At 75.1% G+C, this 21,771-nt stretch carries 16 protein-coding genes; 13 read left to right on the top strand and 3 right to left on the bottom strand.

The window, feature by feature from the left end:
• Window positions 1-98 precede the first annotated feature (98 nt).
• A complete protein-coding gene (locus OG617_RS18340; RefSeq protein WP_405103365.1) occupies window positions 99-2,261 on the top strand; it encodes a protein kinase domain-containing protein in 2,163 nt (720 codons plus the stop codon).
• A gap of 66 nt (window positions 2,262-2,327) precedes the next feature.
• The gene (locus OG617_RS18335; protein ID WP_405103363.1) at window positions 2,328-4,052 is read left to right on the top strand and encodes a phospho-sugar mutase; all 1,725 of its coding nucleotides are present in this window, start codon (window positions 2,328-2,330) and stop codon (window positions 4,050-4,052) included.
• 248 nt (window positions 4,053-4,300) lie between these two features.
• Here OG617_RS18335 and OG617_RS18330 read toward each other — a convergent pair whose 3' ends face one another.
• Both OG617_RS18330 and upp read right to left on the bottom strand, forming a co-directional pair.
• Window positions 4,301-4,978 (bottom strand): GPP34 family phosphoprotein, encoded by a 678-nt coding sequence (locus OG617_RS18330; protein WP_405103361.1) that lies wholly within the window; start codon window positions 4,976-4,978, stop codon window positions 4,301-4,303.
• Between the two features lie 190 nt (window positions 4,979-5,168).
• Complete coding sequence (upp, locus tag OG617_RS18325; RefSeq protein ID WP_161686960.1) at window positions 5,169-5,801, bottom strand: uracil phosphoribosyltransferase; 633 nt, start codon at window positions 5,799-5,801, stop codon at window positions 5,169-5,171.
• Between the two features lie 179 nt (window positions 5,802-5,980).
• On the opposite strand from upp, the gene deoC reads away from it, so the two are divergent.
• From deoC to cydC, 9 genes are all read left to right on the top strand, one after another.
• Window positions 5,981-6,940: a deoxyribose-phosphate aldolase gene (deoC, locus tag OG617_RS18320; RefSeq protein WP_396677738.1), complete on the top strand. Its 960-nt coding sequence runs from the start codon at window positions 5,981-5,983 to the stop codon at window positions 6,938-6,940.
• Window positions 6,941-6,945: 5 nt separating this feature from the next.
• Window positions 6,946-8,370 carry an aldehyde dehydrogenase family protein gene (locus OG617_RS18315; RefSeq protein WP_405103359.1) on the top strand — a complete coding sequence of 475 codons (1,425 nt, stop codon included), beginning with the start codon at window positions 6,946-6,948 and terminating at the stop codon, window positions 8,368-8,370.
• The gene (locus OG617_RS18310; RefSeq protein WP_405103357.1) at window positions 8,363-9,187 is read left to right on the top strand and encodes an aldehyde dehydrogenase family protein; all 825 of its coding nucleotides are present in this window, start codon (window positions 8,363-8,365) and stop codon (window positions 9,185-9,187) included. Before OG617_RS18315 ends, OG617_RS18310 begins: the two co-directional genes overlap by 8 nt.
• Window positions 9,188-9,708: 521 nt before the next feature.
• Window positions 9,709-10,155 (top strand): BlaI/MecI/CopY family transcriptional regulator, encoded by a 447-nt coding sequence (locus OG617_RS18305; protein WP_405103355.1) that lies wholly within the window; start codon window positions 9,709-9,711, stop codon window positions 10,153-10,155.
• Between the two features lie 10 nt (window positions 10,156-10,165).
• On the top strand, window positions 10,166-11,071 hold the full coding sequence (locus tag OG617_RS18300; RefSeq protein WP_405103353.1) for a M56 family metallopeptidase: 906 nt from the start codon (window positions 10,166-10,168) through the stop codon (window positions 11,069-11,071).
• 123 nt (window positions 11,072-11,194) lie between these two features.
• Window positions 11,195-12,445 (top strand): cytochrome ubiquinol oxidase subunit I, encoded by a 1,251-nt coding sequence (locus OG617_RS18295; RefSeq protein WP_405103351.1) that lies wholly within the window; start codon window positions 11,195-11,197, stop codon window positions 12,443-12,445.
• A 9-nt stretch (window positions 12,446-12,454) separates the two neighbouring features.
• Window positions 12,455-13,462: a cytochrome d ubiquinol oxidase subunit II gene (locus OG617_RS18290; protein ID WP_405103349.1), complete on the top strand. Its 1,008-nt coding sequence runs from the start codon at window positions 12,455-12,457 to the stop codon at window positions 13,460-13,462.
• Window positions 13,459-15,135 (top strand): thiol reductant ABC exporter subunit CydD, encoded by a 1,677-nt coding sequence (gene cydD, locus OG617_RS18285; protein ID WP_405103347.1) that lies wholly within the window; start codon window positions 13,459-13,461, stop codon window positions 15,133-15,135. Before OG617_RS18290 ends, cydD begins: the two co-directional genes overlap by 4 nt.
• Entirely contained in the window at window positions 15,132-17,132 is a 2,001-nt protein-coding gene (gene cydC / locus OG617_RS18280) for a thiol reductant ABC exporter subunit CydC (RefSeq protein ID WP_405103345.1), read from the top strand. Before cydD ends, cydC begins: the two co-directional genes overlap by 4 nt.
• Before the next feature lie 197 nt (window positions 17,133-17,329).
• On the opposite strand, the gene OG617_RS18275 is transcribed toward cydC, so the two are convergent.
• Window positions 17,330-17,665 carry a PadR family transcriptional regulator gene (locus tag OG617_RS18275; protein WP_405103343.1) on the bottom strand — a complete coding sequence of 112 codons (336 nt, stop codon included), beginning with the start codon at window positions 17,663-17,665 and terminating at the stop codon, window positions 17,330-17,332.
• Window positions 17,666-17,783: 118 nt separating this feature from the next.
• On the opposite strand from OG617_RS18275, the gene OG617_RS18270 reads away from it, so the two are divergent.
• Window positions 17,784-18,827: a DNA primase gene (locus OG617_RS18270; RefSeq protein WP_405103341.1), complete on the top strand. Its 1,044-nt coding sequence runs from the start codon at window positions 17,784-17,786 to the stop codon at window positions 18,825-18,827.
• 64 nt (window positions 18,828-18,891) lie between these two features.
• Window positions 18,892-21,495: a transposase gene (locus OG617_RS18265; RefSeq protein ID WP_405103340.1), complete on the top strand. Its 2,604-nt coding sequence runs from the start codon at window positions 18,892-18,894 to the stop codon at window positions 21,493-21,495.
• Window positions 21,496-21,771: the final 276 nt, after the last annotated feature.

Raw genomic sequence — 21,771 nt, 5'->3', positions numbered from 1 at the left:
GTAAACGTCCGTCGCGTCGGGTTTCGCATCGGGCGTCGGAACCAGCAAGATAGGGGAGTTGTGTCCCAGCCCCCTCGATTTCCCCCGGTGGCTTTTCTGTGACTCAGATCCCGACGTGGAGCGGCGGACCGGTCAGTCCACCCCACGGACGCGCGGCGCCCGGCACCACCATCGGTGGTCGCTACTCGCTCCGGTCCGCGGTGGGCAACGGCGGCATGGGTACGGTCTGGCGTGCCACAGACACCCTGTTGCGGCGTGACGTGGCGGTGAAGGAGGTCATCCTCCCGCCGGGCCTCGCCCCCAGCGACCGCGACTCGATGTACGAGCGGACGCTGCGCGAGGCCCGCGCCGCCGCGGCCATCCAGCACCCGGCCGTGGTCCAGGTGTACGACGTGGTCACCGAGGGTGGCCGCCCCTGGATCGTGATGGAACTGCTGGACGCCCGCAGCCTGGCCGACATGGTGATCGAGGACGGGCCGGTCGCGCCCCGCGCGGTCGCCAAGATCGGTATCGCCCTGCTCGGCGCGCTGGAGGTGGCGCACGCGATCGGCGTGCTGCACCGCGACGTGAAGCCGGCCAACGTGCTGATCTGCACCGACGGCCGGTGCGTGCTGACCGACTTCGGGGTGGCCAAGCTCCCCACCGACGTGCAGCTCACCACCCCCGGGATGGTGCTCGGCTCGCCGCACTTCATCTCCCCCGAGCGGGCCATGGGCCACGAGTTCGGCCCGCCCAGCGACCTCTTCTCCCTCGGTGTGACGCTGTACACGGCGGTCGAGGGCCGGCCCCCGTTCGACAGGGGCGACCCGATCGAGACCATGCACGCCGTGGTCGAGGACCCGCCCGCCACCCCGCAGCGCAGCGGCCCGCTGACCCGGGTGCTGATGGGCCTGCTGGAGAAGGACCCGGCCCGCCGACTCGACGTGCACACCTCCCGGGCGATGCTGCGCGAGCTGCTGGCCGGCCCGCTGACCAGCACCGCGACCGCCGTCAACTCGGTCACCGACCCGTACGCGGTGGTGCCGGCGCAGCGGCCGGTGGTCGCTCCGCCACCGCCGCCCGCCCCGGAGCCGAAGCCGAGCGGGCAGATCGGCGGCCGGGCGATGCTCTCCCCCGACGAGTCGCTGACCGACCGGCTGGCCGCGCTGCGCCGGGGCGGCAAGCCGAAGCGGGACACCGCCGCGGCGAGCGCCGCCGCGCTCGACGACACCAGCGCCGACGCGCTCGCCGGTCCGCTGCACACCCCGACCGGGGCGATGCCAACGCCGGCGCCGACGTCGCCGGCCGGCCGGACGTACGGCGGGTCCTCGGACGCCACCCAGCGGGTCGACGCGGGCGCCGCGCCGGAGGCCACCCAGCGGGTGACGTACGGCACCTCGCCCGACGCCACCCAGCAGGTCCCGTTCGGGCCCCGCCCGGACGCCACCCAGCAGGTCCCGTTCGGCGTCGGGACGAACGCGACCCAGCGGGTCGGCCAGCCCGACGCCACCCAGGCGGTGCCCGGCTTCGGTGGCCCGCCCGAGGCGACCCAGCGGGTGGGCGGGACGTACGGCGGCGGCCAGTGGTCGGTGCCCGGCACCGGCCAGCCGTGGGCCACCCCGGCCACCGCGCCCGCCCCGGCCGGCGGCGGTGCGACCGGCGGGATCGGCGGCCTCGTCGCCACCGTCAAGGGCTGGCCGCGCAAGGTGCAGCTCGCGGCGGCCGGCGGCCTCGTCGTGCTGCTGCTGGTCGGCGCGGTCGTCCTGTTCGGCGGCGGCGACCCGGACCGGCCGACCACCCCCTCGGCGCAGCCCACCGCCCCCGCCGCCGCGCCGGTGGAGACGGAGGAGCAGTCGGCCCGGGGCGTCACGGTGCAGGTGCCCAAGGGCTGGCAGCGCAACAGCGCCGGCGTGTGGGTCGACTTCGTCGACCCGGAGGACAGCGGCCGCAAGGTGCGCGTCCTCTCCGAGGAGTGGGGCGGCACGTCGTCGATGCGCTGGGCCGAGGTCGCCGAGAAGGGCCTGCGGACCAAATCGACCTCCTGCCCGAAGCCGTACAACCAGGTGTCGATGACCGAGCAGAAGCTGGACGGTCAGGCGGCGGCCGAATTCGAGTACACCTGCGGCGACGGCGACAGCATGCGGCACGGCGTGTGGCGCGGGGTGGTGCACGAGGGAAAGGTCTACTCGTTCTACCTCTCCTCCACCGACGCCCGGTTCGCGGAGAGCAAGCCGATCTTCGACCGGATGGTGGAGTCGTTCAAGCTCGGCGGGGCTGACTGAGCCCCACCGGGCCGACCGGAACGAGGCCGCCGGGACGTGGCGATCCGCCGCCTGCTATCAAGAGGCATGGCGGCGGAACCCATTGACCTTGACGACATTCGCGACCGGGCCCTGCGTTGGCTCGACGACGACCCCGACCCGGCCACCCGCGAGGAGCTGCGAGCCGTGCTCGACCGGCTGCCGGCGAGCGCGCCCGAGCTGGCCGACCGGTTCGCCGGGCCGCTGACCTTCGGCACCGCGGGGCTGCGCGGCCCGCTACGGGCCGGCCCGAACGGGATGAACCTCGCCGTGGTCAGCCAGGCCGCCGCAGGGCTGGTCGGCTGGCTCGCCGCCCAGGGCGCGACCGGCCCGCTGGTGATCGGGTACGACGCCCGGCACGGTTCCCGGGAGTTCGCCGAGCGCACCGCCCAGGTCGCCACCGGCGCGGGCCGTCCGGCGCTGCTGCTGCCCCGCCCGCTGCCCACCCCCGTGCTGGCGTACGCGGTGCGGCAGCTCGACGGGGCGGCCGGCGTGATGGTCACGGCCAGCCACAACCCCCCGCAGGACAACGGCTACAAGGTGTACCTGGGCGCCCGGCTCGGCGGCGAACTGGGCGCGGGGGCGCAGATCGTGCCGCCCGCCGACGCCGGGATCGAGGCGGCCATCCGGGCGGTCGGCCCGCTCGCCCAGGTGCCGCTCGGCCCGGCCGGCCAGGTGCTCGGCGACGACCTGGTCGCCTCGTACGTGGACCGGGCCGCCGCCGTGATCGACCCGGCCGGCCCCCGGGACCTGAAGGTGGCCTACACCCCGCTGCACGGGGTGGGTGCGGCGGTGCTGACCGCCGCCTTCGCCCACGCCGGGTTCGGCGTACCCGGCGTGGTGCCCGAGCAGGCGGAGCCCGACCCGGACTTCCCGACCGTGAGCTTCCCCAACCCGGAGGAGCCGGGAGCGGTGGACCGCCTCGTCGCGCTGGCCGAGCGGACCGGCGCGGACCTGGCGATCGCCAACGACCCGGACGCGGACCGCTGCGCGGTGGCCGTCCGCGACGGCGGGCCGGCGAGCGCCAGGAGTGAGCTGGCGAGCCCTCCGGCCGGGAGCGAAGAGCCGCGCGGCGGCTGGCGGATGCTGCGCGGCGACGAGGTGGGCGTCCTGCTCGCCGACCACCTGATGCGCCGGGGCGTGCGGGGCCTGTACGCCACCACGATCGTGTCGTCGTCCCTGCTGCGGGCCATGTGCACCGCCCGGGGCCTGCCGTACGGCGAGACGCTGACCGGGTTCAAGTGGATCGTCCGGGCCGGCGGCGGGTCCGCGCCGCTCGTGTACGGCTACGAGGAGGCGCTGGGCTACTGCGTCGCCCCGGAACACGTGCGCGACAAGGACGGCATCACCGCCGCGCTGACCATCGCCGAGCTGGCCGCCGGCCTCAAGGCGGAGGGGCGCACGCTGACCGACCGGCTGGACGAGCTGGCCGCCGAGTTCGGCGTGCACCACACCGACCAGCTCTCCGTCCGGGTGGACGACCTGCGGGTGATCGCCGACGCGATGGCCCTGGTCCGGGCTGCCACCCCGACCACGCTGCTCGGGCACCCGGTCACCGAGGCGCGGGACCTGCTCCCCGAGGCGGACGTCGTGATCCTGCGCACCGACACGGCCCGGGTGGTGATCCGCCCGTCGGGCACCGAGCCGAAGCTCAAGGCGTACCTGGAGGTGGTGGAACCGGTCGCGGACGGCGACGTGCCAGCGGCCCGCACCCGCGCGGCCACGGCCACAGCCGCCCTCCGCACCGAGATCGCCACCACCCTGAACCTCTAACCCCCCACCCCACCCCAACCCCGCGCCCCGCCCCCGCCCCCGCAAAGTTGATCAAGAAGTTTGCGTCGCCGATGACGCGCTCGCTGACGCAAACTTCTTGATCAACGCGGGATAGGTGGGGTGGGGTGGGGTGGGTGGGGTGGACCGTGTTTGAGCGCGATCATGCGCGGCGAGTGGCAGGCGGGCGGGGTCGGAGCGGTCCGATGGGCGGGACAGGCCGCCCGCGTCGTCCGTCCCGGCCAGAGGGGTCAGGCGCGCTTGCCTAGGGCCGCGTCGACGGCGGCGCCCAGGGCGGTGACGACCAGCGCCACCGACGGGCGGACCACCGAGGCGTCCAGGCCGACCGTGCCGGAGAAGCCGGCCCCGCCGGCGATCTCCTCCAGCCGTACCCGGGCGTCCCGGGCGGCGTCGCCGGTCAGGCCGAGCGCCGGCTCCATCCGGAGCACCGCGACCAGGGTGGCCAGCGCGGCGGTCCGCTCGTCGGGGAGTTGCCCGTCGGCCAGCGCCTCGGCGAGCCGGCGACGGGTGTCCTCCTCCACCGAGGCGTCCGCCGTCGGGTAGCGGTGCACGTGGATGAAGCCCAGCTCGGTCTCCTCGACGTCGCGCACCGCGCCCCGGGCAACCAGGTCGCCGAGGATCCGGTCGCGCAGGCCGTGGCGCAGCCGCTGCACCCAGGAGGAGGGGGTGTGCGGGGTGTCGGCGGCCATCCGGGCCAGCACCTCGTCGAGCGTCGGCTCGCCCGTTCCGGTGGGGTCGGCGACCACCAGGTTCCCGTCGGCGTACGCGATCCGGCCGGCCAGGGCCAGTTCGATCAGCACCGCGGCGGCCATCCCGAGGTCGAGGCTGATCCGCGGCATGGTCGCCTTGCCGGATTCGTCGTCGTAGGCGAGGAGCAGCAGCTCTTCGGCAAGCGCAACACCAGTCATGGCCCGAGACGGTAGCGCCTGCGCGCCCCCGGCGGACCCCCCAACCCGCCCGGCGTGGCGGGAAGGCCCCCGGTCGATGCCCGAGGGGCGGGAAGGATGCCCTTCCCGCCCCTCCCGAGCGGCACGGCCGGGCCCCACCGAGCGCGGCACCGACGGGCCTTCCCGGGCGGCACCGGCGGCCGGGCCGCCGTCAGAAGCGGGGCATGCCGCCGAACTGGCGGTCGCCGGCGTCGCCGAGGCCCGGCACGATGAACATCTTGTCGTTGAGGCCCTCGTCGATCGAGGCGGTGACCAGCCGCAGCGGCAGGCCGGACTGCTCCAGCCGCTGGATGCCGACCGGCGCGGCCAGCACGCAGAGCACGGTGATGTCGGTGCAGCCCCGGTCGGCCAGCAGCCGGCAGCAGTGCTCCAGGGAGCCGCCGGTGGCCACCATCGGGTCCAGGACCAGCACCGGCAGGCCGGCCAGGTCGCGGGGCAGCGACTCCATGTACGCCCGCGGCTCGTACGTCTCCTCGTCCCGGGCCAGGCCGACGAAGCCCATCGACGACTCGGGCAGCAGGCCGAGCGCCGCGTCGGCCATGCCGAGGCCGGCCCGCAGCACCGGCACCAGCAGCGGCGGGTTGGCCAGCCGGGTGCCCTCGGCACCGGTCACCGGAGTCTGCACCGGGTACTTCTCGACGGGGAAGGATCGTGCGGCCTCGTACACGAGCATGGTGGTGAGCTCGTGCAGCGCGGCCCGGAACGAAGAGGAGTCGGTGCGGGCGTCCCGCATGGCGGTCAGCCGCGACTGGGCGAGCGGGTGGTCAATGACGTGTACGTCCACGATCGCTCAACCTACCGAACGGTCGGATCCCGCAGTGCGGGAGCGGGCGCGGCAGCGACCCGGCTCACCCCGGCGACGCCTCGACGGCACCCCGACGACGCTGCGGTGGCGCGACGACGCCCGCGACGGCCGCACCGTGACCGGTTTCACAACACCCGTGGATGCGTAGACTTCCCGGCATGACGGCGACAGCGACGTCGGCCCGGTCGGATCTCTCCGGGCTGGGACGATCCGAGACCGCTCTGCGGACCTTCCTGCACGGCCTCCCCGGCGTGGACCAGGTGGGCGCGGAGCAGCGGGCGGCACAGCTCGGCACCCGCTCCATCAAGACCACGGCCAAGGCGCAGGCGATCGACCTGGCCATCCGGATGGTCGACCTGACCACCCTGGAGGGGGCGGACACCCCCGGCAAGGTACGGGCCCTCGCGGCCAAGGCGCTGCGCCCCGACCCGGCCGACCCGTCCTGCCCGCACGTCGGCGCGGTCTGCGTCTACCCGGCGATGGTCCCGCACGTGGCCGAGGTGCTGGCCGGCAGCGGCGTGCACCTGGCCAGCGTGGCGACCGCGTTCCCGTCCGGGCAGGCGCCGCTGGCGGTCAAGCTCGCCGACACCCGGGCCGCCGTGGCGGCCGGCGCCGACGAGATCGACATGGTGATCAACCGGGGCGCGTTCCTGTCCGGGCGGTTCAAGGAGGTCTACGACGAGATCGTGGCCACCAAGGAGGCCTGCGGGGACGCCCACCTCAAGGTGATCCTGGAGACCGGCGAGCTGGCCACGTACGACAACGTGCGGCGGGCCTCCTGGCTGGCCATGCTGGCCGGCGGCGACTTCATCAAGACCTCCACCGGCAAGGTCCCGGTCGCCGCCACCCTGCCGGTGACCCTGGTGATGCTGGAGGCGGTCCGCGACTTCCGCGACGCCACCGGCCGGCAGGTCGGTGTGAAGCCGGCCGGCGGGATCAAGACCACCAAGGACGCGATCAAGTACCTGGTCATGGTCAACGAGACCGTCGGCGCGGACTGGCTCGACCCGGACTGGTTCCGGTTCGGCGCGTCCAGCCTGCTCAACGATCTGCTCATGCAGCGCACCAAGCTGACGACCGGCGTCTACTCCGGTCCCGACTACTTCACCCTGGACTGAGAGTGATGTTCGAATACGCCCCTGCGCCCGAGTCGCGCGCGATCGTCGACATCAGATCTTCCTACGGTCTGTTCATCGACGGCGAGTTCGTCGACGGCGAGCATCTCAACAAGTCGGTCAACCCGGCCACCGAGGAGGTGCTCGCCGAGGTCACCTGGGCCGGCAGCGAGGACGTGGACCGTGCGGTCCGCGCCGCCCGCAAGGCGTACGAGAAGGTGTGGGGCCCGATGCCGGGCCGGGACCGGGCCAAGTACCTGTTCCGGATCGCCCGGATCATCCAGGAGCGCTCCCGCGAGCTGGCCGTGCTGGAGTCGCTGGACAACGGCAAGCCGATCAAGGAGTCCCGGGACGTCGACCTGCCGCTGGTCGCCGCGCACTTCTTCTACTACGCCGGCTGGGCCGACAAGCTCACCCACGCGGGCTTCGGGCCGGACCCGAAGCCGGTCGGGGTGGCCGCCCAGGTCATCCCGTGGAACTTCCCGCTGCTCATGCTGGCGTGGAAGATCGCCCCCGCGCTGGCTGCCGGCAACACGGTGGTGCTCAAGCCCGCCGAGACCACCCCGCTGACCGCGCTGCTGTTCGCCGAGATCTGCCAGCAGGCCGACCTGCCGGCCGGCGTGGTCAACATCGTCACCGGCGCGGGCGACACCGGCCGGGCTCTGGTCGAGCACCCGGGCGTGGACAAGGTCGCCTTCACCGGCTCCACCGAGGTCGGCCGGGCCATCGCCCGGTCGGTCGCCGGCACCCACAAGAAGCTCACCCTGGAGCTGGGCGGCAAGGCCGCGAACGTCGTCTTCGACGACGCACCGATCGACCAGGCGGTCGAGGGGATCGTCAACGGCATCTTCTTCAACCAGGGGCACGTCTGCTGCGCCGGCTCCCGGCTGCTGGTCCAGGAGTCCGTGGCCGAGCAGGTGCTGGAGTCGCTGAAGCGGCGGATGGCCCGGCTGCGGGTCGGCGACCCACTGGACAAGAACACCGACATCGGGGCGATCAACTCGGCCGACCAGCTCGCCCGCATCCGCGAACTGTCCGACGCCGGCTCCGCCGAGGGGGCCGAGCGCTGGTCGCCGCCGTGCGAGCTGCCCGAGCGCGGCTTCTGGTTCGCGCCGACGATCTTCACCGGGGTCACCCAGGCACACCGGATCGCCCGGGAGGAGATCTTCGGCCCGGTGCTGTCCGTGCTGACCTTCCGCACCCCGGCCGAGGCCGTCGAGAAGGCCAACAACACGCCGTACGGGCTGTCGGCCGGGATCTGGACCGACAAGGGCTCCCGGATCCTGTGGATGGCCGACCGGCTGCGCGCCGGGGTGGTCTGGGCCAATACGTTCAACAAGTTCGACCCCACCTCGCCGTTCGGTGGGTACAAGGAGTCGGGCTACGGTCGCGAGGGCGGCCGGCACGGGCTGGAGGGCTACCTCAATGTCTGAGCGGGTCGCGGTACGCAAGACGTACAAGCTCTTCATCGGCGGGAAGTTCCCGCGCAGCGAGTCGGGACGGTCGTATCTCGTGCAATCCGCGAACGTGTCTCTTGCTTCTCGGAAGGACGCCCGGGACGCCGTCGTCGCCGCCCGGGCGGCCGTGAAGGGCTGGGCCGGGGCGACCGCGTACAACCGGGGTCAGATCCTCTACCGGGTCGCCGAGATGCTGGAGGGCCGCCGCGAGCAGTTCGTCGCGCTCGGCGTGCCGGCCGACGAGGTCGACGCGGCGATCGACCGCTGGGTCTGGTACGCCGGCTGGTCCGACAAGCTCCCCCAGGTGTACGGCGGCGCGAACCCGGTCGCCGGCCCGTACTTCAACCTGTCCTCGCCCGAGCCCACCGGCGTGGTGGCGGTGGTGGCCCCCGAGCAGCCGGCGCTGCTCGGCCTGGTCAGCGTGATCGCCCCGGCGATCGTCACCGGCAACACGGTGGTGGTGGCCGCCTCCCCGGCGCAGCCGCTGGCGGCGGTGACCCTGGCCGAGGTGCTGGCCACCTCCGACCTGCCCGGCGGGGTGGTCAACATCCTCACCGGGAAGATCACCGAGACCGCGCCGGCACTCGCCGGCCACATGGACGTCAACGCGATCGACCTGACCGGGGTGACCGACCCCTCGCTCGCCACCGAGCTGGAGGTGAAGGCGGCGGAGAACCTGAAACGGGTGCTCCGGCCGGCCCCGGCCGACCACGACTGGTCCGCCGACCCCGGCATCACCCGGATGACCACGCTGCTGGAGACGAAGACGGTCTGGCACCCCAAGGGCACCTGACCCCACCCGCCGAACCCACCTCCGCCCACGCCACGCCCTGCCGTCGCCCGTGCCCTGCCGTGCGAGCGCGTCCACGCCCGGCCGTGCCCGCCCACGCTCGGGAGGTCTGGGGGGCCTGGCGTGGGCGCCGCTCCACGGCAGGTGTGCCTCTCGGCGCCTTTGGAGCTGAGTCGGATACGACATCAGCCACCCTCGGCGCGCTCGGCGACCGTAGGCGACGACCCGACGGGGCGGTGGGTAAACGCGACGGCGGTGGCCCGACCGGCGGTGATGACGTAAACGACTCAGCTCCAAAGGCACCGCGCCACGACATCGATCGCCCCGGCCACAGCCCCGCCCCACGACATCGACCGCCCCGCCCACACCCCCGCCCCGGCCACGGTCCCCGGGCCGACCAGGGACCGCACCCGCGACAACGCAAGGACCCTGGCAGCGCAGTGCAGTGCAGTGCGGAGGGGCGCGGCCCGGCTCAGCGGGGGCGGCCGGGGTGGGGGGTCTACTACGGGGGGTAGGATTGATGGGTGACTCGGCTTGGTGATCTTGAGCGTGCGGTGATGGATGTGTTGTGGGACAACGTCCCGGACACGTCGGACGGGGTGACCGTGCGCGAGGTCGCCGACGCGCTCGACGGGCGCGAGCTGGCGTACACGACGGTGATGACCGTGCTGGACCGGCTCGCCGGCAAGGGCATGGTGCAGCGCCAGCGGGAGGGGCGGGCCTGGCGGTACCGGGCCACGGCCAGCCGCGAGGCGTACATCGCCCGGCTCATGCTCGACGCGCTGGACCTCGGTGGCAGCCGGGACGCCGCGCTGGTGCGCTTCGCCCGCTCGGTGACCGGGACCGAGGCCGACGTGCTGCGCGCCGCCCTGGGCGCCGAGGCGGCCGGCTCGCTGACCGATCGGGTCGAGGAGCCGCGTGCGGACCGGGCCGGGCAGCCCGCCCTGGCCGACGAGGCGACGGACCGGTAGGGCCGCCGTCATGGCGTACGCCGCGCACTTCGCCGCGACGGTCCTGGCCTGCTACCTGACCGCCCAGGTCCTCGCGACCTCCACCTGGACGTGGCGCAGCCCCCGGGTGGCGATCGTCTGCTGGCAGGCGGTCGGGCTCGCGCTCGGCCTCTCCGCGATGGGCCTGCCCATGGCGCTCGGGCTGACCGCGGACGACCGGCCGACGGGCGGCGCGCTGATCGCCCTCGGCTCCGACCTGGCCCACGGCACCCTCCCCGCCGGGATGGGCGCGATCCACCTCGGGCTGGTGGGCGTCGGCTTCGGCATCGGGGCGGTGCTGCTCGGCACGACGGTACGCAGCCTGCACGCGGCCGTCCGGGCCCAGCGCCGGCACCGGGACCTGTTGACCCTGGTCGCCCGCCGGGACCCCGAGGTGCCGGGGGCGCTGGTGCTGGACCATCCGGGCGCGGCGGCGTACTGCCTGCCGGGAGTGCGGCCCCGGGTGGTGGTCAGCGCCGGAACGCTCAGCATGCTCGACCGGGCCGAGCTGGAGGCGGTGCTCACCCACGAGCGGGCGCACGCGCAGGAGCGGCACGACCTCGTGCTGCTGCCGTTCACGGCGCTGTGCCGGGCGCTGCCCTGGTTCCGCTGGGTGCGCGACGCGCACGAGCGGGTCGCTCTGCTGGTCGAGATGCGCGCCGACGACAAGGCCCGGGAGCTGCACGCCGAGGCGCCCCTCGCGGGCGCGCTGCGGCGGTTCGCCGCGGCCGGCCACCGGGTCACCCCGGCCGGCGCGCTCGGCATGGGCGAGGGGGACCTGAACGTCCGGGTCCAGCGGCTGATGATCGCCGACCGGCCGCCCCGGCTGATCGGGGCCACCGCGCTGGCGGTGGCAGCCACCCTGGTCACACTGCCGGTCTCCCTCTTCTTGAGCTGACGGCTTGAGCCGACGGCCCACCGGGCTGACGTCTTTCGATCCCGCCGCCGCACGCCCATCAATAGGTAGGCGCTCTACGTGTAGGCTCCCTACAAAAAGCGAGACCACCCCCGGAGAGCGGCCATGGATCCCCTACTCCTCGCCCGTCTGCAGTTCGCCACGACCACCTCGCTGCACTTCCTCTTCGTCGCCGTCACGCTCGGGCTGGTCACCCTGCTCGTCGGGCTCCAGACCGCCTGGGTGCTCACCGGCAACCCGGCGTACGAGCGGCTGACCCGGTTCTGGGGCCAGCTCTACGTGATCAACTATGCGCTCGGCATCGCCACCGGGATCGTGATGGAGTTCCAGTTCGGGCTGAACTGGAGCGGCCTGTCGCGCTACGTCGGCAACGTGTTCGGTGCGCCACTGGCGATCGAGACCCTGGTGGCGTTCTTCCTGGAGTCCACGTTCCTCGGCATGTGGATCTTCGGGTGGCACCGGCTGCGCCGGGGCGTCCACCTCGCGCTGCTGTGGGGCGTGGCGCTGACCGCGTACGCCTCGGCGTTCTGGGTCATGGTGGCGAACTCCTGGCTCCAGCACCCCGTCGGCTACGAGCTGCGCGACGGGGTGGCCCACCTGACCGACTTCGGCGCCCTGCTCACCAACCCCACCCTCGGGATGGCCTTCGGGCACGTGGTCTCCGCCGCCCTGCTCACCGGCGGGATGCTGATGGCCGCGGTGAGCGCCTGGCACCTGCTCCGGCGTACCCCCGACTTCGCGCTGTTCCGCACGTCGCTGCGGATCGGGCTGGTCACCGCGGCGATCGCGGTCAGCCTGGTGGTGGGCTTCGGCTTCGCCCAGTTCGGGCCGGTCGGGCAGGCGCAGCCGACCAAGTTCGCCGGCGGCGCGGGCCGGGACGCCCTGGTCGCCGAGTGGACGGCCCGGTTCGGGCCCGGCGACTACGCCCCGCCCGTGCTGGCCGACGTCGGGCTCGCCTCCATGATCATGATCGGCATGCTGCTCGGCTGCGTCTGGCTGCTGCTCCCGCTGCTCTGGCGCGACTGGATCATCCGGCTCCGCGTCCCGCTCCAGATCACCCTGGTGACGCTGCCGCTGCCCTTCGCGGCGGTGCTGCTCGGCTGGATCGCCCGCGAGGTGGGCCGCCAGCCCTGGGTCGCGTACGGCCTGCTCCCCACCGGGCAGGCGGTCTCCCCCGTCGGGCCGGGCGTGATGCTCGCCTCGCTGATCGGCTTCACCCTGCTACTCGGCGCGCTCGCCGTCGCCAACGGGATGCTGTTCGCCCGGCACGCCGCCAGAGGCGCCGCCGACCCGCCACTCGGCCGCCCGCCCGCCCCGGCCGCCGAGCCGGTCCGCCCCATGTCCGTCCTCGCCTGAGGGAGCGCCGTGGAACTCGCCTGGTACGCCCTGCTCGGCCTCTTCTTCGCCGCCTACCTGGTGCTCGGCGGCTACGACTACGGCGTCGGGCTGCTGCTCGCCCGGCCCGGCGGCCCGGACCGCCGCCGGGCGGCGCTCACCGCCGTCGGCCCGTTCTTCCTCGGCAACGAGGTCTGGCTGGTGGCGGCGGTCGGCATCCTGTTCGGCGCGTTCCCCACCCTGGAGGGCGAGCTGCTCTCCGGGTTCTACCCGGTCGTCGCCGCCGCGCTGGCCGGGGTGGTCGCGGTGACCGTCGGCGTGCAGCTGCGCAGCCGCCCGACCGACGGCCGGGCCCGGGCCGCCTGGGACCGGGTGGTGGTCACCGGCAGCCTGCTCGCCGCGCTCGGCTGGGGCGGGCTGCTCGCCGGCCTGCTCCAGGGTGTGCCGCTGACCGCCGCCGGGCACGTGGCGGGGCTCGGGCACGTGGCCACCCCGTTCGTGGCCGCCGCCGGGGTCGCGATGGTGGCCCTGGTGACCGTGCACGGTGCGATCTTCCTCACGCTCCGCCTCCCGGCCGCCGACGCCGCGCCGCTGGCGCGTACCGCCCGCCGGCTGGTCGCGGTGGCGCTCGCCGCGGTCGCGCTGGCCACCGTCGCGGGCGGCCTCTCCGATCGGGTACGCGCCGCGGCGCAGCGCCCGCTGTTCGCCGTACTGTTGCCGTTTGTGCTGGTCACGGCGCTTTTGGTGGCGCGGGCGGCGCTCGCCCGGCGGCGGCCCGGGGTGGCCTTCGCCGCCACCTCGGCGGCGCTGGCGCTGCCGGTGGCGCTGGTCGGGGCGGCGCTCTGGCCCTACGCGCTGGTCTCCACCACCGATCCGGCGGCGTCACTGACGGTGGCCGGCGGGGCGGCCAGCGGGCCGACCCTGGCGCTGCTGGGCTGGCTGACGGTGCCGCTCCTGCCGGCCCTACTAGGCTTTCAGGCAATGTGCTGGTGGGTGTTCCGAGGACGGACCGACGGCAGGGCACCGGTGTACTGGTGAACCGCCGTCCCTTCGACCCGCGTCTGCTGCGCCGGGTCCCCGCGGCCCGGCGCGACCTCGCCGTGCTCGCACTGCTCGGCGGGGTGACGGCACTGCTGGTCGTGGGGCAGGCGACCGCGCTGGCCATGCTGCTGGCCACCGCGATCGACGGGCGGCTGGACCGGGCGGCGCTGGGCGGTTTCCTCGCCGCGGTGGCCGGGCGGTCGCTGATCACCTGGGCGCAGGGCACGGTGGCGGCGCGGGCCGCCGCGACGGTCAAGGCCACGCTCCGGGAGGACCTGCTCGCGGCCGTCGGCCGGCACGGCCCCGGCTGGGTCGCCGGCCAGCGGGCCGGCCAGCTCGCCACCCTGGCCGGGCGCGGGCTCGACGCGTTGGACGCGTACTTCACCGGATACCTTCCGCAGCTCGTGCTCAGCGTCACCGTGCCGGTGGCCGTGCTGGCCCGGATCGTCTTCGCCGACTGGGGCTCGGCGGTGATCATCGCGCTGACGTTGCCGCTGATCCCGGTGTTCGGCGCGCTGCTCGGCTGGCAGGCGCAGGCCGCCACGGAACGCCAGTGGCGGCGGCTGTCGATGCTCGGCGGGCACTTCCTCGACATGGTCGCCGGGCTGCCCACCCTGCGCGCGTTCGGCCGGGTACGGGGGCAGGTCGAGGTGGTGCGCCGGATCGCCGACGGACACCGCGCGGCCACCATGAAGACGCTGCGGATCGCGTTTCTGTCCGCGCTGGTGCTGGAGCTGGTCGCCACGCTGTCGGTGGCGCTGGTCGCGGTGCCCGTGGGCATCCGGCTGCTCGGCGGCGGGCTGACCCTCTCCACCGCGCTGCTGGTGCTGCTGCTCACCCCGGAGGCGTACCTGCCACTGCGGGCGGCGGGCAGCCGGTTCCACGCCAGCATGGAGGGGCTGACCGCGCTGGACGAGGCGCTCACCCTCTCCGCGGTCGAGCCGGCCGCCGGCCGGGCGGAGCCGTCGCCGGCCCCCGACGGGCGGGGCGAGATCCGGTTCGAGGGCGTCACCGTCGAGTACGAGCGGACGGTCGCGCTGCGGGACGTCACGCTGACCATCCGGCCGGGCGAGCGGATCGCCATCGTCGGGCCCAGCGGCGCGGGCAAGAGCACCCTGCTCAACCTGCTGCTCGGCTTCGTCGCCCCGACGCGGGGCCGGATCACCGTGGGCGGGGTCGACCTGGCCGGCGTCGACCCGGACGGCTGGCGGAGCCGGCTCGCCTGGGTGCCGCAGCGCGCCCACCTGTTCGCCGCGACGCTGGCCGACAACATCCGGCTCGGCGCGCCCGACACCGACGACGACGCGCTCGCCACGGCGGTCACCGCCGCCGCGCTGGACGAGGTGGTCGCCGCCCTGCCCGACGGGCTCGACACCATGCTCGGCGAGCGCGGCCACGGCCTGTCCAGCGGCCAGCGGCAGCGGGTGGCGCTGGCCCGGGCGTTCCTCCGGCACGCACCAGTGGTGCTCCTCGACGAGCCCACCGCGCGGCTCGACACCGCCAGCGAGGCCGTGGTGCTGGCCGCCACCCGCCGGCTCGTCGCCGGGCGGACCGCCCTGCTGGTGGCCCACCGGCCGGCGCTGCTGGAGGACGCCGACCGGATCCTGCGGGTCGAGGACGGCCGGGTCACCGAGCTGACCCCCGCGAAGGTCGCGCAGGTGGCCCGATGAGCACCGGTCCCGCCGACGGCGCGTCCCCCACGCCCCCGATCCCGGGCGCGGGCGCCGCCGCAGCCCCACCGCCCGGCACGCCCCCGAACCCGGGCGCGGGGACCGCCGCAGCCCCACCGCCCGACGGCCGGAGTGTCCGGGCCGCCGAGCGGACCGTGCTCCGGCTGGCCCGGCCGTACCTGGGACGGCTGGTCGGGGCGGGGCTGCTCGCCGCCGCCACCGAGTTCGCCGGGCTGGCCCTGATGGCCACCGCCACCTGGCTGCTGATGAGCGCCGCCGGCCGGCCGCCGCTGGACCGGCTCACCGTGGCGATCGTCGCCGTCCGGGCACTGGCGATCGGTCGGGGCGTGTTCCGCTACACCGAGCGGCTGGCCGGCCACGACGCCGTGCTGCGGATGATCACCGACGTGCGGGCCCGGGTGTTCGCCACGCTGGCGGGCCGGGGCGACGCCGCCCGGGGGCGCACCGGGGACGCGCTGAGCCGGCTGGTCTCCGACGTGGAGGCCGTGCAGGACCTGCTGCTGCGGGTGCTCGTGCCCGGGTCGGCCGCCGCGGGAGTCAGCGTGCTGGCCGTGGCCGGGGCCGGCCTCGTCTCGCTGCCGGCCGCCGGGGTGCTGGCGCTGGGCCTGCTCGTCGCCGGAGTCGCGCTGCCGCTGGCGGCCACGGCGCTGACCCGCCGGGCCGCCGACGAGGTCGCCCCGCTGCGCGGCGCGCTCGCCACGGACGCGGTCGACCTCACCCACGGCGCGGCCGACCTGGCCGCGTTCGGCGCCACCCGGCAGGCGCTGGCCGCCGCCGGGGGGCGGGCCCGGCGGCTGGCCCGGCTGGAACGGCGGCTCGCCGCGACCGGCTTCGCCGTGGACGCGGCCGGGGTCCTGGTAGCCGGGGCGACCGCAGCGGGGGTGGTGGCCGCCGCGCTGCACGCCGGGGTCGGCGGGGTGCTGGTCGGGGTGCTGGCGGTCGGTTCCCTGACCGCCGTCGAGGTGGCGCTCGCCCTGGTCGGTGCCGCCCGGCAGCGCACCCAGCTCCGGGCCGGCCTGGTCCGGGTCGCCGCCCTGCTGACCGGCCCCGAGACCGGCGCCGAGCCCAGCGTCGCCCCGCTGACCGGACCCGAGACCGGCGCCGCCTCGGCCGCCTCCGAGACCGGCCCCACCCCGGTCCCCGCCACCCCGGTCCCCGCCGCCGAGGCCCGCACCGCCGAGGCCATCGCCACGGTGACCGCCGCCGCCCCGCACGACGTGCGCCTGGACGAGGTGACCGTGCGGTACCGGGTGGGCGTCGCGCCGGCGCTGGACCGGGTCACCCTGGACCTGCCGGCCGGTCGCCGGGTCGCCGTGGTCGGCCCGAGCGGCGCCGGCAAGAGCACGCTCGCGGCCGTCCTCACCGGCACGGTGCGCCCCGAGGGCGGCCGGGCCACCCTGGACGGGGTGGACCTGTCGGCGTACCCGGCGCAGGAGCTGCCCCGGGCGGTCGGCGGGCTGCTCGCCGAGGCGTACGTCTTCCACACCACGGTCCGGGAGAACCTGCTGCTCGGCCGGCCCGCCGCCGACACCGACGCGCTGACCGCCGCGACCCGGGCCGCCGGCCTGCTCGACTGGGTGCGCGCCCAGCCCGCCGGCTGGGACACCGTGGTCGGCGAGGAGGGCGGGCAGCTCTCCGGCGGCCAACGGCAACGCGTCGCGCTGGCCCGGGCGCTGCTCGCCGCGCCCGGGGTGCTGGTGCTCGACGAACCGACGGAGGGCCTCGACCCGGCCGCGGCCGACGCGGTGCTCGCCTCGGCGCTGGCCGCCACTCCGGCGGGGCACTCGGTACTGCTGATCAGCCACCGGCTCAGCGGGCTGGCCGGTCTCGACGAGATCGTGGTGCTCGACGCCGGCCGGGTGGTGCAGCGTGGCCGGCACGCCGAACTGGTCGCCGCGCCGGGCTGGTACCGGGACCAGTGGCTGCTCCAGGAGGCTGCGGAACGCGGCTACCTGGCCCTGACCCGGCGCCCCTGAGCCCGCGTTCCGGGAATCCCCCGGCGCACACCCGGCACCGCCGTGGCCGTTCTTGCTGCTCGCGGCTCGCTGACCCGGACGTGCGGCGGCCCGGTCCGGCACGACCGGCAGCGGCAGCCCGCTGGCACGGGCGGCAGCGGCAGCCTGCTGGCACGGGCGCGTGGCAACCCCGACCGGGGGTACGACCGACGCCGTGGTCAGGCCGGGGTGGCGGGGATGTCGTCGAGGAACCGGCCGATGGTGACGCTGAACTCCCGCCAGCCGGCCCGCTCGGCTTCGAGCGCCCGGCGACCGGAGTCGGTGAGCTCGTAGGTGCGGCGCTCCCGGCCGTTGACGGTGCTCCAGGTGCTGGCCACGTGCCCGGCCCGATCCAGCCGGCGCAGCGCGGGATAGATCGTGCCGGTCGGCAGGTCGAGGCTGCCGTCGCTGCGGACCCGGAGCGCCTCGATGATCGCGTAGCCGTGCAGCGCGCCCCGTTCCAGCACCGCGAGCAGCAGCGCGTCGAGGTGTCCGTGCAGCGCCTGGGCCTTCATAGGTAGCAACGCTACTTGTCCGACCGCCTGGCCGCCATCGGGGTGCGGGCACCGGCCCCCGCGAGCCGCCCACTAGGGTATGTGCCCAGAGTCACTCGGCGGCCGGAGACGCCGCCGGGTGGGCAACCCGAAGCACACGGAGGTCAGCGTGGCCCGCCAGTCGCCCCAACGGCCCGACGCCGACGAGCCCGAGCTCGACGAGACCGACGGCACCGTCGAAGAGGACGGCACCATCGAAGAGGTCGAGGAGGACGTCGAGCGCCCGTCGGCGCGGAACGCCGACCGCTCGCTCTGGGACGAGGTGCGCATCGACCCGGTGGAGATCGCCCTGCCCTCCGGCACCGGCTACACCCTGCGGGCGTACCGGCCGGCGCGGGAGCTGACCCCCACCGACGTCGCCGACCGCGACATCGACGACCCGTTCCTGGCCCGCCGTCAGGCGATCGAGGTCGACGAGGACGGCGACGAGGACGAGGTCGTGATCCTCGACGAGGAGGTGGCCGCCGAGTTCGCCCAGGCCGAGGAGGAGGAGAACGGCGGAAAGTCCCGACGCCGGGGCGCCGACGATTCCTCGACCAAGACCGACGGGGACAAGGCCACCGAGGACGAGGCCGACGAGGACACAGACGCCGAGGACGAGGCCGAGGCCGAGGACGAGGCCGACGAGGAGGGCGACGAGGAGGTCCCGGTCTTCCTCAGCCACCGGGGCAAGCTGCTGCTGTTCAAGACGCCGGAGTCGCTGGTCAGCTTCGTCCAGTCCGGGGCGCCCACCGACATGTCCCAGCTGGACAGCTGGAATGAACTGTCCGATCGGCTGAGTCCGGCCGACATCGCGCCCCTCGACGAGGACACCTACGAGCTCGACCTGGTCGTGGAGAACCTGCGCGGTGGACACGACACCTGGGACGCTCCCCTGCTCATCGAGGCCGGCGAGGCGGCCCGGGACGTCGCGTACGCGCTGCGTCTGCCCGCTGTGCTGGACATGCTCTCCTCCGGCTCCAGCCTGGACAACCTGGACGAAGCACTGCGGTCCACGGTCAACGGCGGGATCGGCGGCTTCCTCGGCCGGCGGCGGCTGAAGAAGATCGGGGCGCAGACCGCGAGTCTCGGTTGGCGCACCATTGTCGGCAAGATCTCTGCAGTCGTGGACTGGCGCGACTGACGCGTTCCAGGGAGCATCAGTCTCTGGCAGAGAAAGACATCAGTCCCGGGAGGAGGACGACGCCGTGGCGCTCGTGCGCGTGTACTGCGGTCTGGCCTCAGCGGATCCGGCCGATCGACCGGCTTCGGCCGGTTCGACGCTGACGTCCGCTGTCGTCGACGACGCAGGCCGGCTGCTCCATGTCTGCGAGATCGGCGACGACCCGGCCGGATACGCCCAGTTGGTCGCCCTGCTCGTGGAGCGGTCGGGCGGGCCGAGCGGCGCCGCGATCGCGGCCGACAGCGACGACCACACGGTCACCTCGCTGCTCAGCGCCGCCGGGCGGCCACTGGCCATCGCCGACGACGACTCGGTGGACGACTTCGCCGAGCGGTTCGCCGACGACGACTCGCTGGAGGAGATGCAGTCCCCGCCGGCCGAGCGGCAGGCGGTCGGGCTGGCCCGGGCCCTCCAGGCCGGGGCGCTCTCCGCGGTCACCCTGCCGGCGCCCCGGGACCTCACCGGCTACAAGCAGGTCCTCGCGGCCCATGCCGCGCTCGCCAGCGGCCGGCACTCCGCCGCCGTGGCGCTGCGCGAGGTGCTGCGGGAGCTCTACCCGGCCGCGCTGCGCGCGTACCCGGACCCGGCCGAGCCGGTCGCGCTGGCCGTGCTCGACGCGCTGCCCGAGCCCAGCATGCTGGGCGGCACGATCGGTCGGGGCCGGGAGATGTCGATTGCGGCGGACGCCATCGCCGCCCACCTCGCGGCCGACGGGGTGGCCGACGCCGACGAGATCAACGACGCGGTGACCGCCCTGCAGGTCGCCATCTCCGAGACCCCACGCCGCGCGGCGGTCAGCCGGGCGCTCACCTCGGCCGTGGCGGAGACGGTCCGCCAGGCGGTCGCCTCGGTGCGGGCCTGCGACGCGGGCTGTGAGGCGCTGGTCAGCGCGCTCGGCGCCCGGGCCACCAACCCGGCCCAGGCGCCCGGCCGGCGGGCCGCCGCTCGCCGGGGCGAGCCGGTCGACGAGCTGGCCGGCCTCGGTGTCACCGGCGGGCTGCGCGCGCTACGGCCCACCGAGCCCGAGCCGGTCGGCCGCCGCAGCCGCCCCGAGCCGATCCCCGGCGGAGGAATGCCGCCCTCGCCCCGGCCCCTCGGCCCACCGCCGAGCGCACCGGAGCCGATCGCCCCGCCGCCGATCGCCCCACGCCCGATGGCCCCGGCCGCCACCGCCGCCCCGCCCGTCTCCGCACCGCCGTCGGCCGGCGACCCGCGCCGGATGGTGGACGGCCCGACCAACCGGCCGGTGTCCGCGCCGCCGCCCCCGCCGCCGGGGATGACCCCGTTCGCGCCGGCCCAGCGCGAGCGTGGCTCGGTGCCGCCGGCCGAGGCCGGCGAGCCGTTCCGGCCCACGCTGACCACCGCCGCGATCCAGCACGCCCGGGCGGAGCGGCAACGCACCGTCATCCCGCCCCGGCCCAAGACCACCGGCGAGCCCGCCCGACCCACCGGCGGGTTCAGCGTCACCGACCTGAGTGTGCCGGTCCCGACCCCGCGGCCCGGCCAGGAGTCCGCTCCCCCAGGCTCCCGGGCGAACTGGCCGCTGGTCAACAACCCCGAGGACCCGTCCGACAGCGCCGCCGACAACCCGGTCGTCCGGTCCTTCGAGGACCGGGGGCCGCGACAGATCGACGGGCCGACGGAGCTGGTGCCGGCCGACGGTCGGGTCACCCCGCCCTGGCTCGCCGACGACCTGCCCCAGGAGCCGCCGATGCTGCGGCTGGTCGAGCCGCCGCCGCTGGCGGACCGGGCGCTGCGCGAGGGGCCGGCCCCGGCCGGTGACCCGCAGTTGGAGACCCCGCCGCTGCGGCTGGTCGACCGGGGAGGGTCTCCCCGCGCCGACCGGCCCGCCCCGCAACCCCACCCTGACCGGCCCGCGATGGAGCACCGTCCTGAGCGGCCGGCCATGGAACACCGTCTTCAGCGGCCCGGGATGGAGCACCGTCCCGAACCGCCCGCGATGGAACACCGCCCCGAGCGACCGGCCATGGAACACCGTCTTCAGCGGCCCGGGATGGAGCACCGTCCCGAACCGCCCGCGATGGAACACCGCCCCGAGCGACCGGCCATGGAACACCGTCTTGAACGGCCCGGGATGGAGCACCGGCCTGACCGGCCCGCGATGGAGCACCGGCCGGCCCCGGTCCAGCCGCCGCGTGCCGCTCCGATGGAACGGCGCACGCCGCCGATCTCCGACGAGGGCGACGGCGACCTGCTGATCTTCGCCGCCGCCAAGTCGGCCTGGTTCGTGGACCAGGACGACGAGGCCGAGGTCGAATGGTCGAGCACCGCAGACACCGGTTGGCAGGCAGCCGAACAGGCCGCCCGCCCGGCCGTGGGTGCCGAGACCAAGGCCGGGCTGCCGAAGCGGGTGCCGCAGGCCAACCTGGTCCCGGGCTCACCGCTGCGCGAGGAGCGTCCGCTTCGGATCGTCCGCGACGCGGCCAGCCTGGCCGAGAACACCACCGGCTACTTCCGGGGCTGGCGCCGCGGGCAGGAAATCGGCGGCTTCGCGGTCGGCGGGCGTCCGGGACGGGAAGCGGCCGGCGGCTGGGACTTCACCCGGGACACCGGGGACCGCGACGACGACCGGGAGTACGAGTACCGGTCCGCCGGATACCGGTCCTGAGACCGGGCACGCCAAATCCGGCCCGACGCGCCGGTGCAACGCCGACCCCCTGACCCGCCACGCCCCGTGGCGGGTCAGTCGGCATGCCACGCCCGTGGCGGGTCAGTCGGCACGCCGGACGGCAACGGCCCGGACAGGGCCCCGCCGCCGCCGTCGATCCCTGGAAACCGCCTCCCACCTGCGTGTTCCTGCCCACACCCGGATAATTTGACGCCGGGGTGCGGCGGCCGGGAACATACCGGGCGGTAACGGCCGGCGGCAGGTGTCGCCGGGGTG

Origin of the sequence: Micromonospora sp. NBC_01412 (genome assembly GCF_045040215.1) — a bacterium.
GTDB classification, from domain to species: domain Bacteria; phylum Actinomycetota; class Actinomycetes; order Mycobacteriales; family Micromonosporaceae; genus Micromonospora; species Micromonospora rubida.
The sequence above is the reverse complement of the archived record's forward strand: the minus strand, read 5'-3'. Positions and strand labels throughout refer to the sequence as shown.

Excerpts from the sequence above, each read along its gene's own strand:
- OG617_RS18310 (WP_405103357.1), top strand. The coding sequence starts at position 8,363 with ATGTCTGAGCGGGTCGCGGTACGCAAGACGTACAAGCTCTTCATCGGC.
- OG617_RS18275 (WP_405103343.1), bottom strand. The coding sequence starts at position 17,665 with ATGAAGGCCCAGGCGCTGCACGGACACCTCGACGCGCTGCTGCTCGCG.
- deoC (WP_396677738.1), top strand. The coding sequence starts at position 5,981 with ATGACGGCGACAGCGACGTCGGCCCGGTCGGATCTCTCCGGGCTGGGA.
- OG617_RS18330 (WP_405103361.1), bottom strand. The coding sequence starts at position 4,978 with ATGACTGGTGTTGCGCTTGCCGAAGAGCTGCTGCTCCTCGCCTACGAC.
- OG617_RS18300 (WP_405103353.1), top strand. The coding sequence starts at position 10,166 with ATGGCGTACGCCGCGCACTTCGCCGCGACGGTCCTGGCCTGCTACCTG.
- OG617_RS18315 (WP_405103359.1), top strand. The coding sequence starts at position 6,946 with ATGTTCGAATACGCCCCTGCGCCCGAGTCGCGCGCGATCGTCGACATC.
- OG617_RS18295 (WP_405103351.1), top strand. The coding sequence starts at position 11,195 with ATGGATCCCCTACTCCTCGCCCGTCTGCAGTTCGCCACGACCACCTCG.
- OG617_RS18335 (WP_405103363.1), top strand. The coding sequence starts at position 2,328 with ATGGCGGCGGAACCCATTGACCTTGACGACATTCGCGACCGGGCCCTG.
- cydC (WP_405103345.1), top strand. The coding sequence starts at position 15,132 with ATGAGCACCGGTCCCGCCGACGGCGCGTCCCCCACGCCCCCGATCCCG.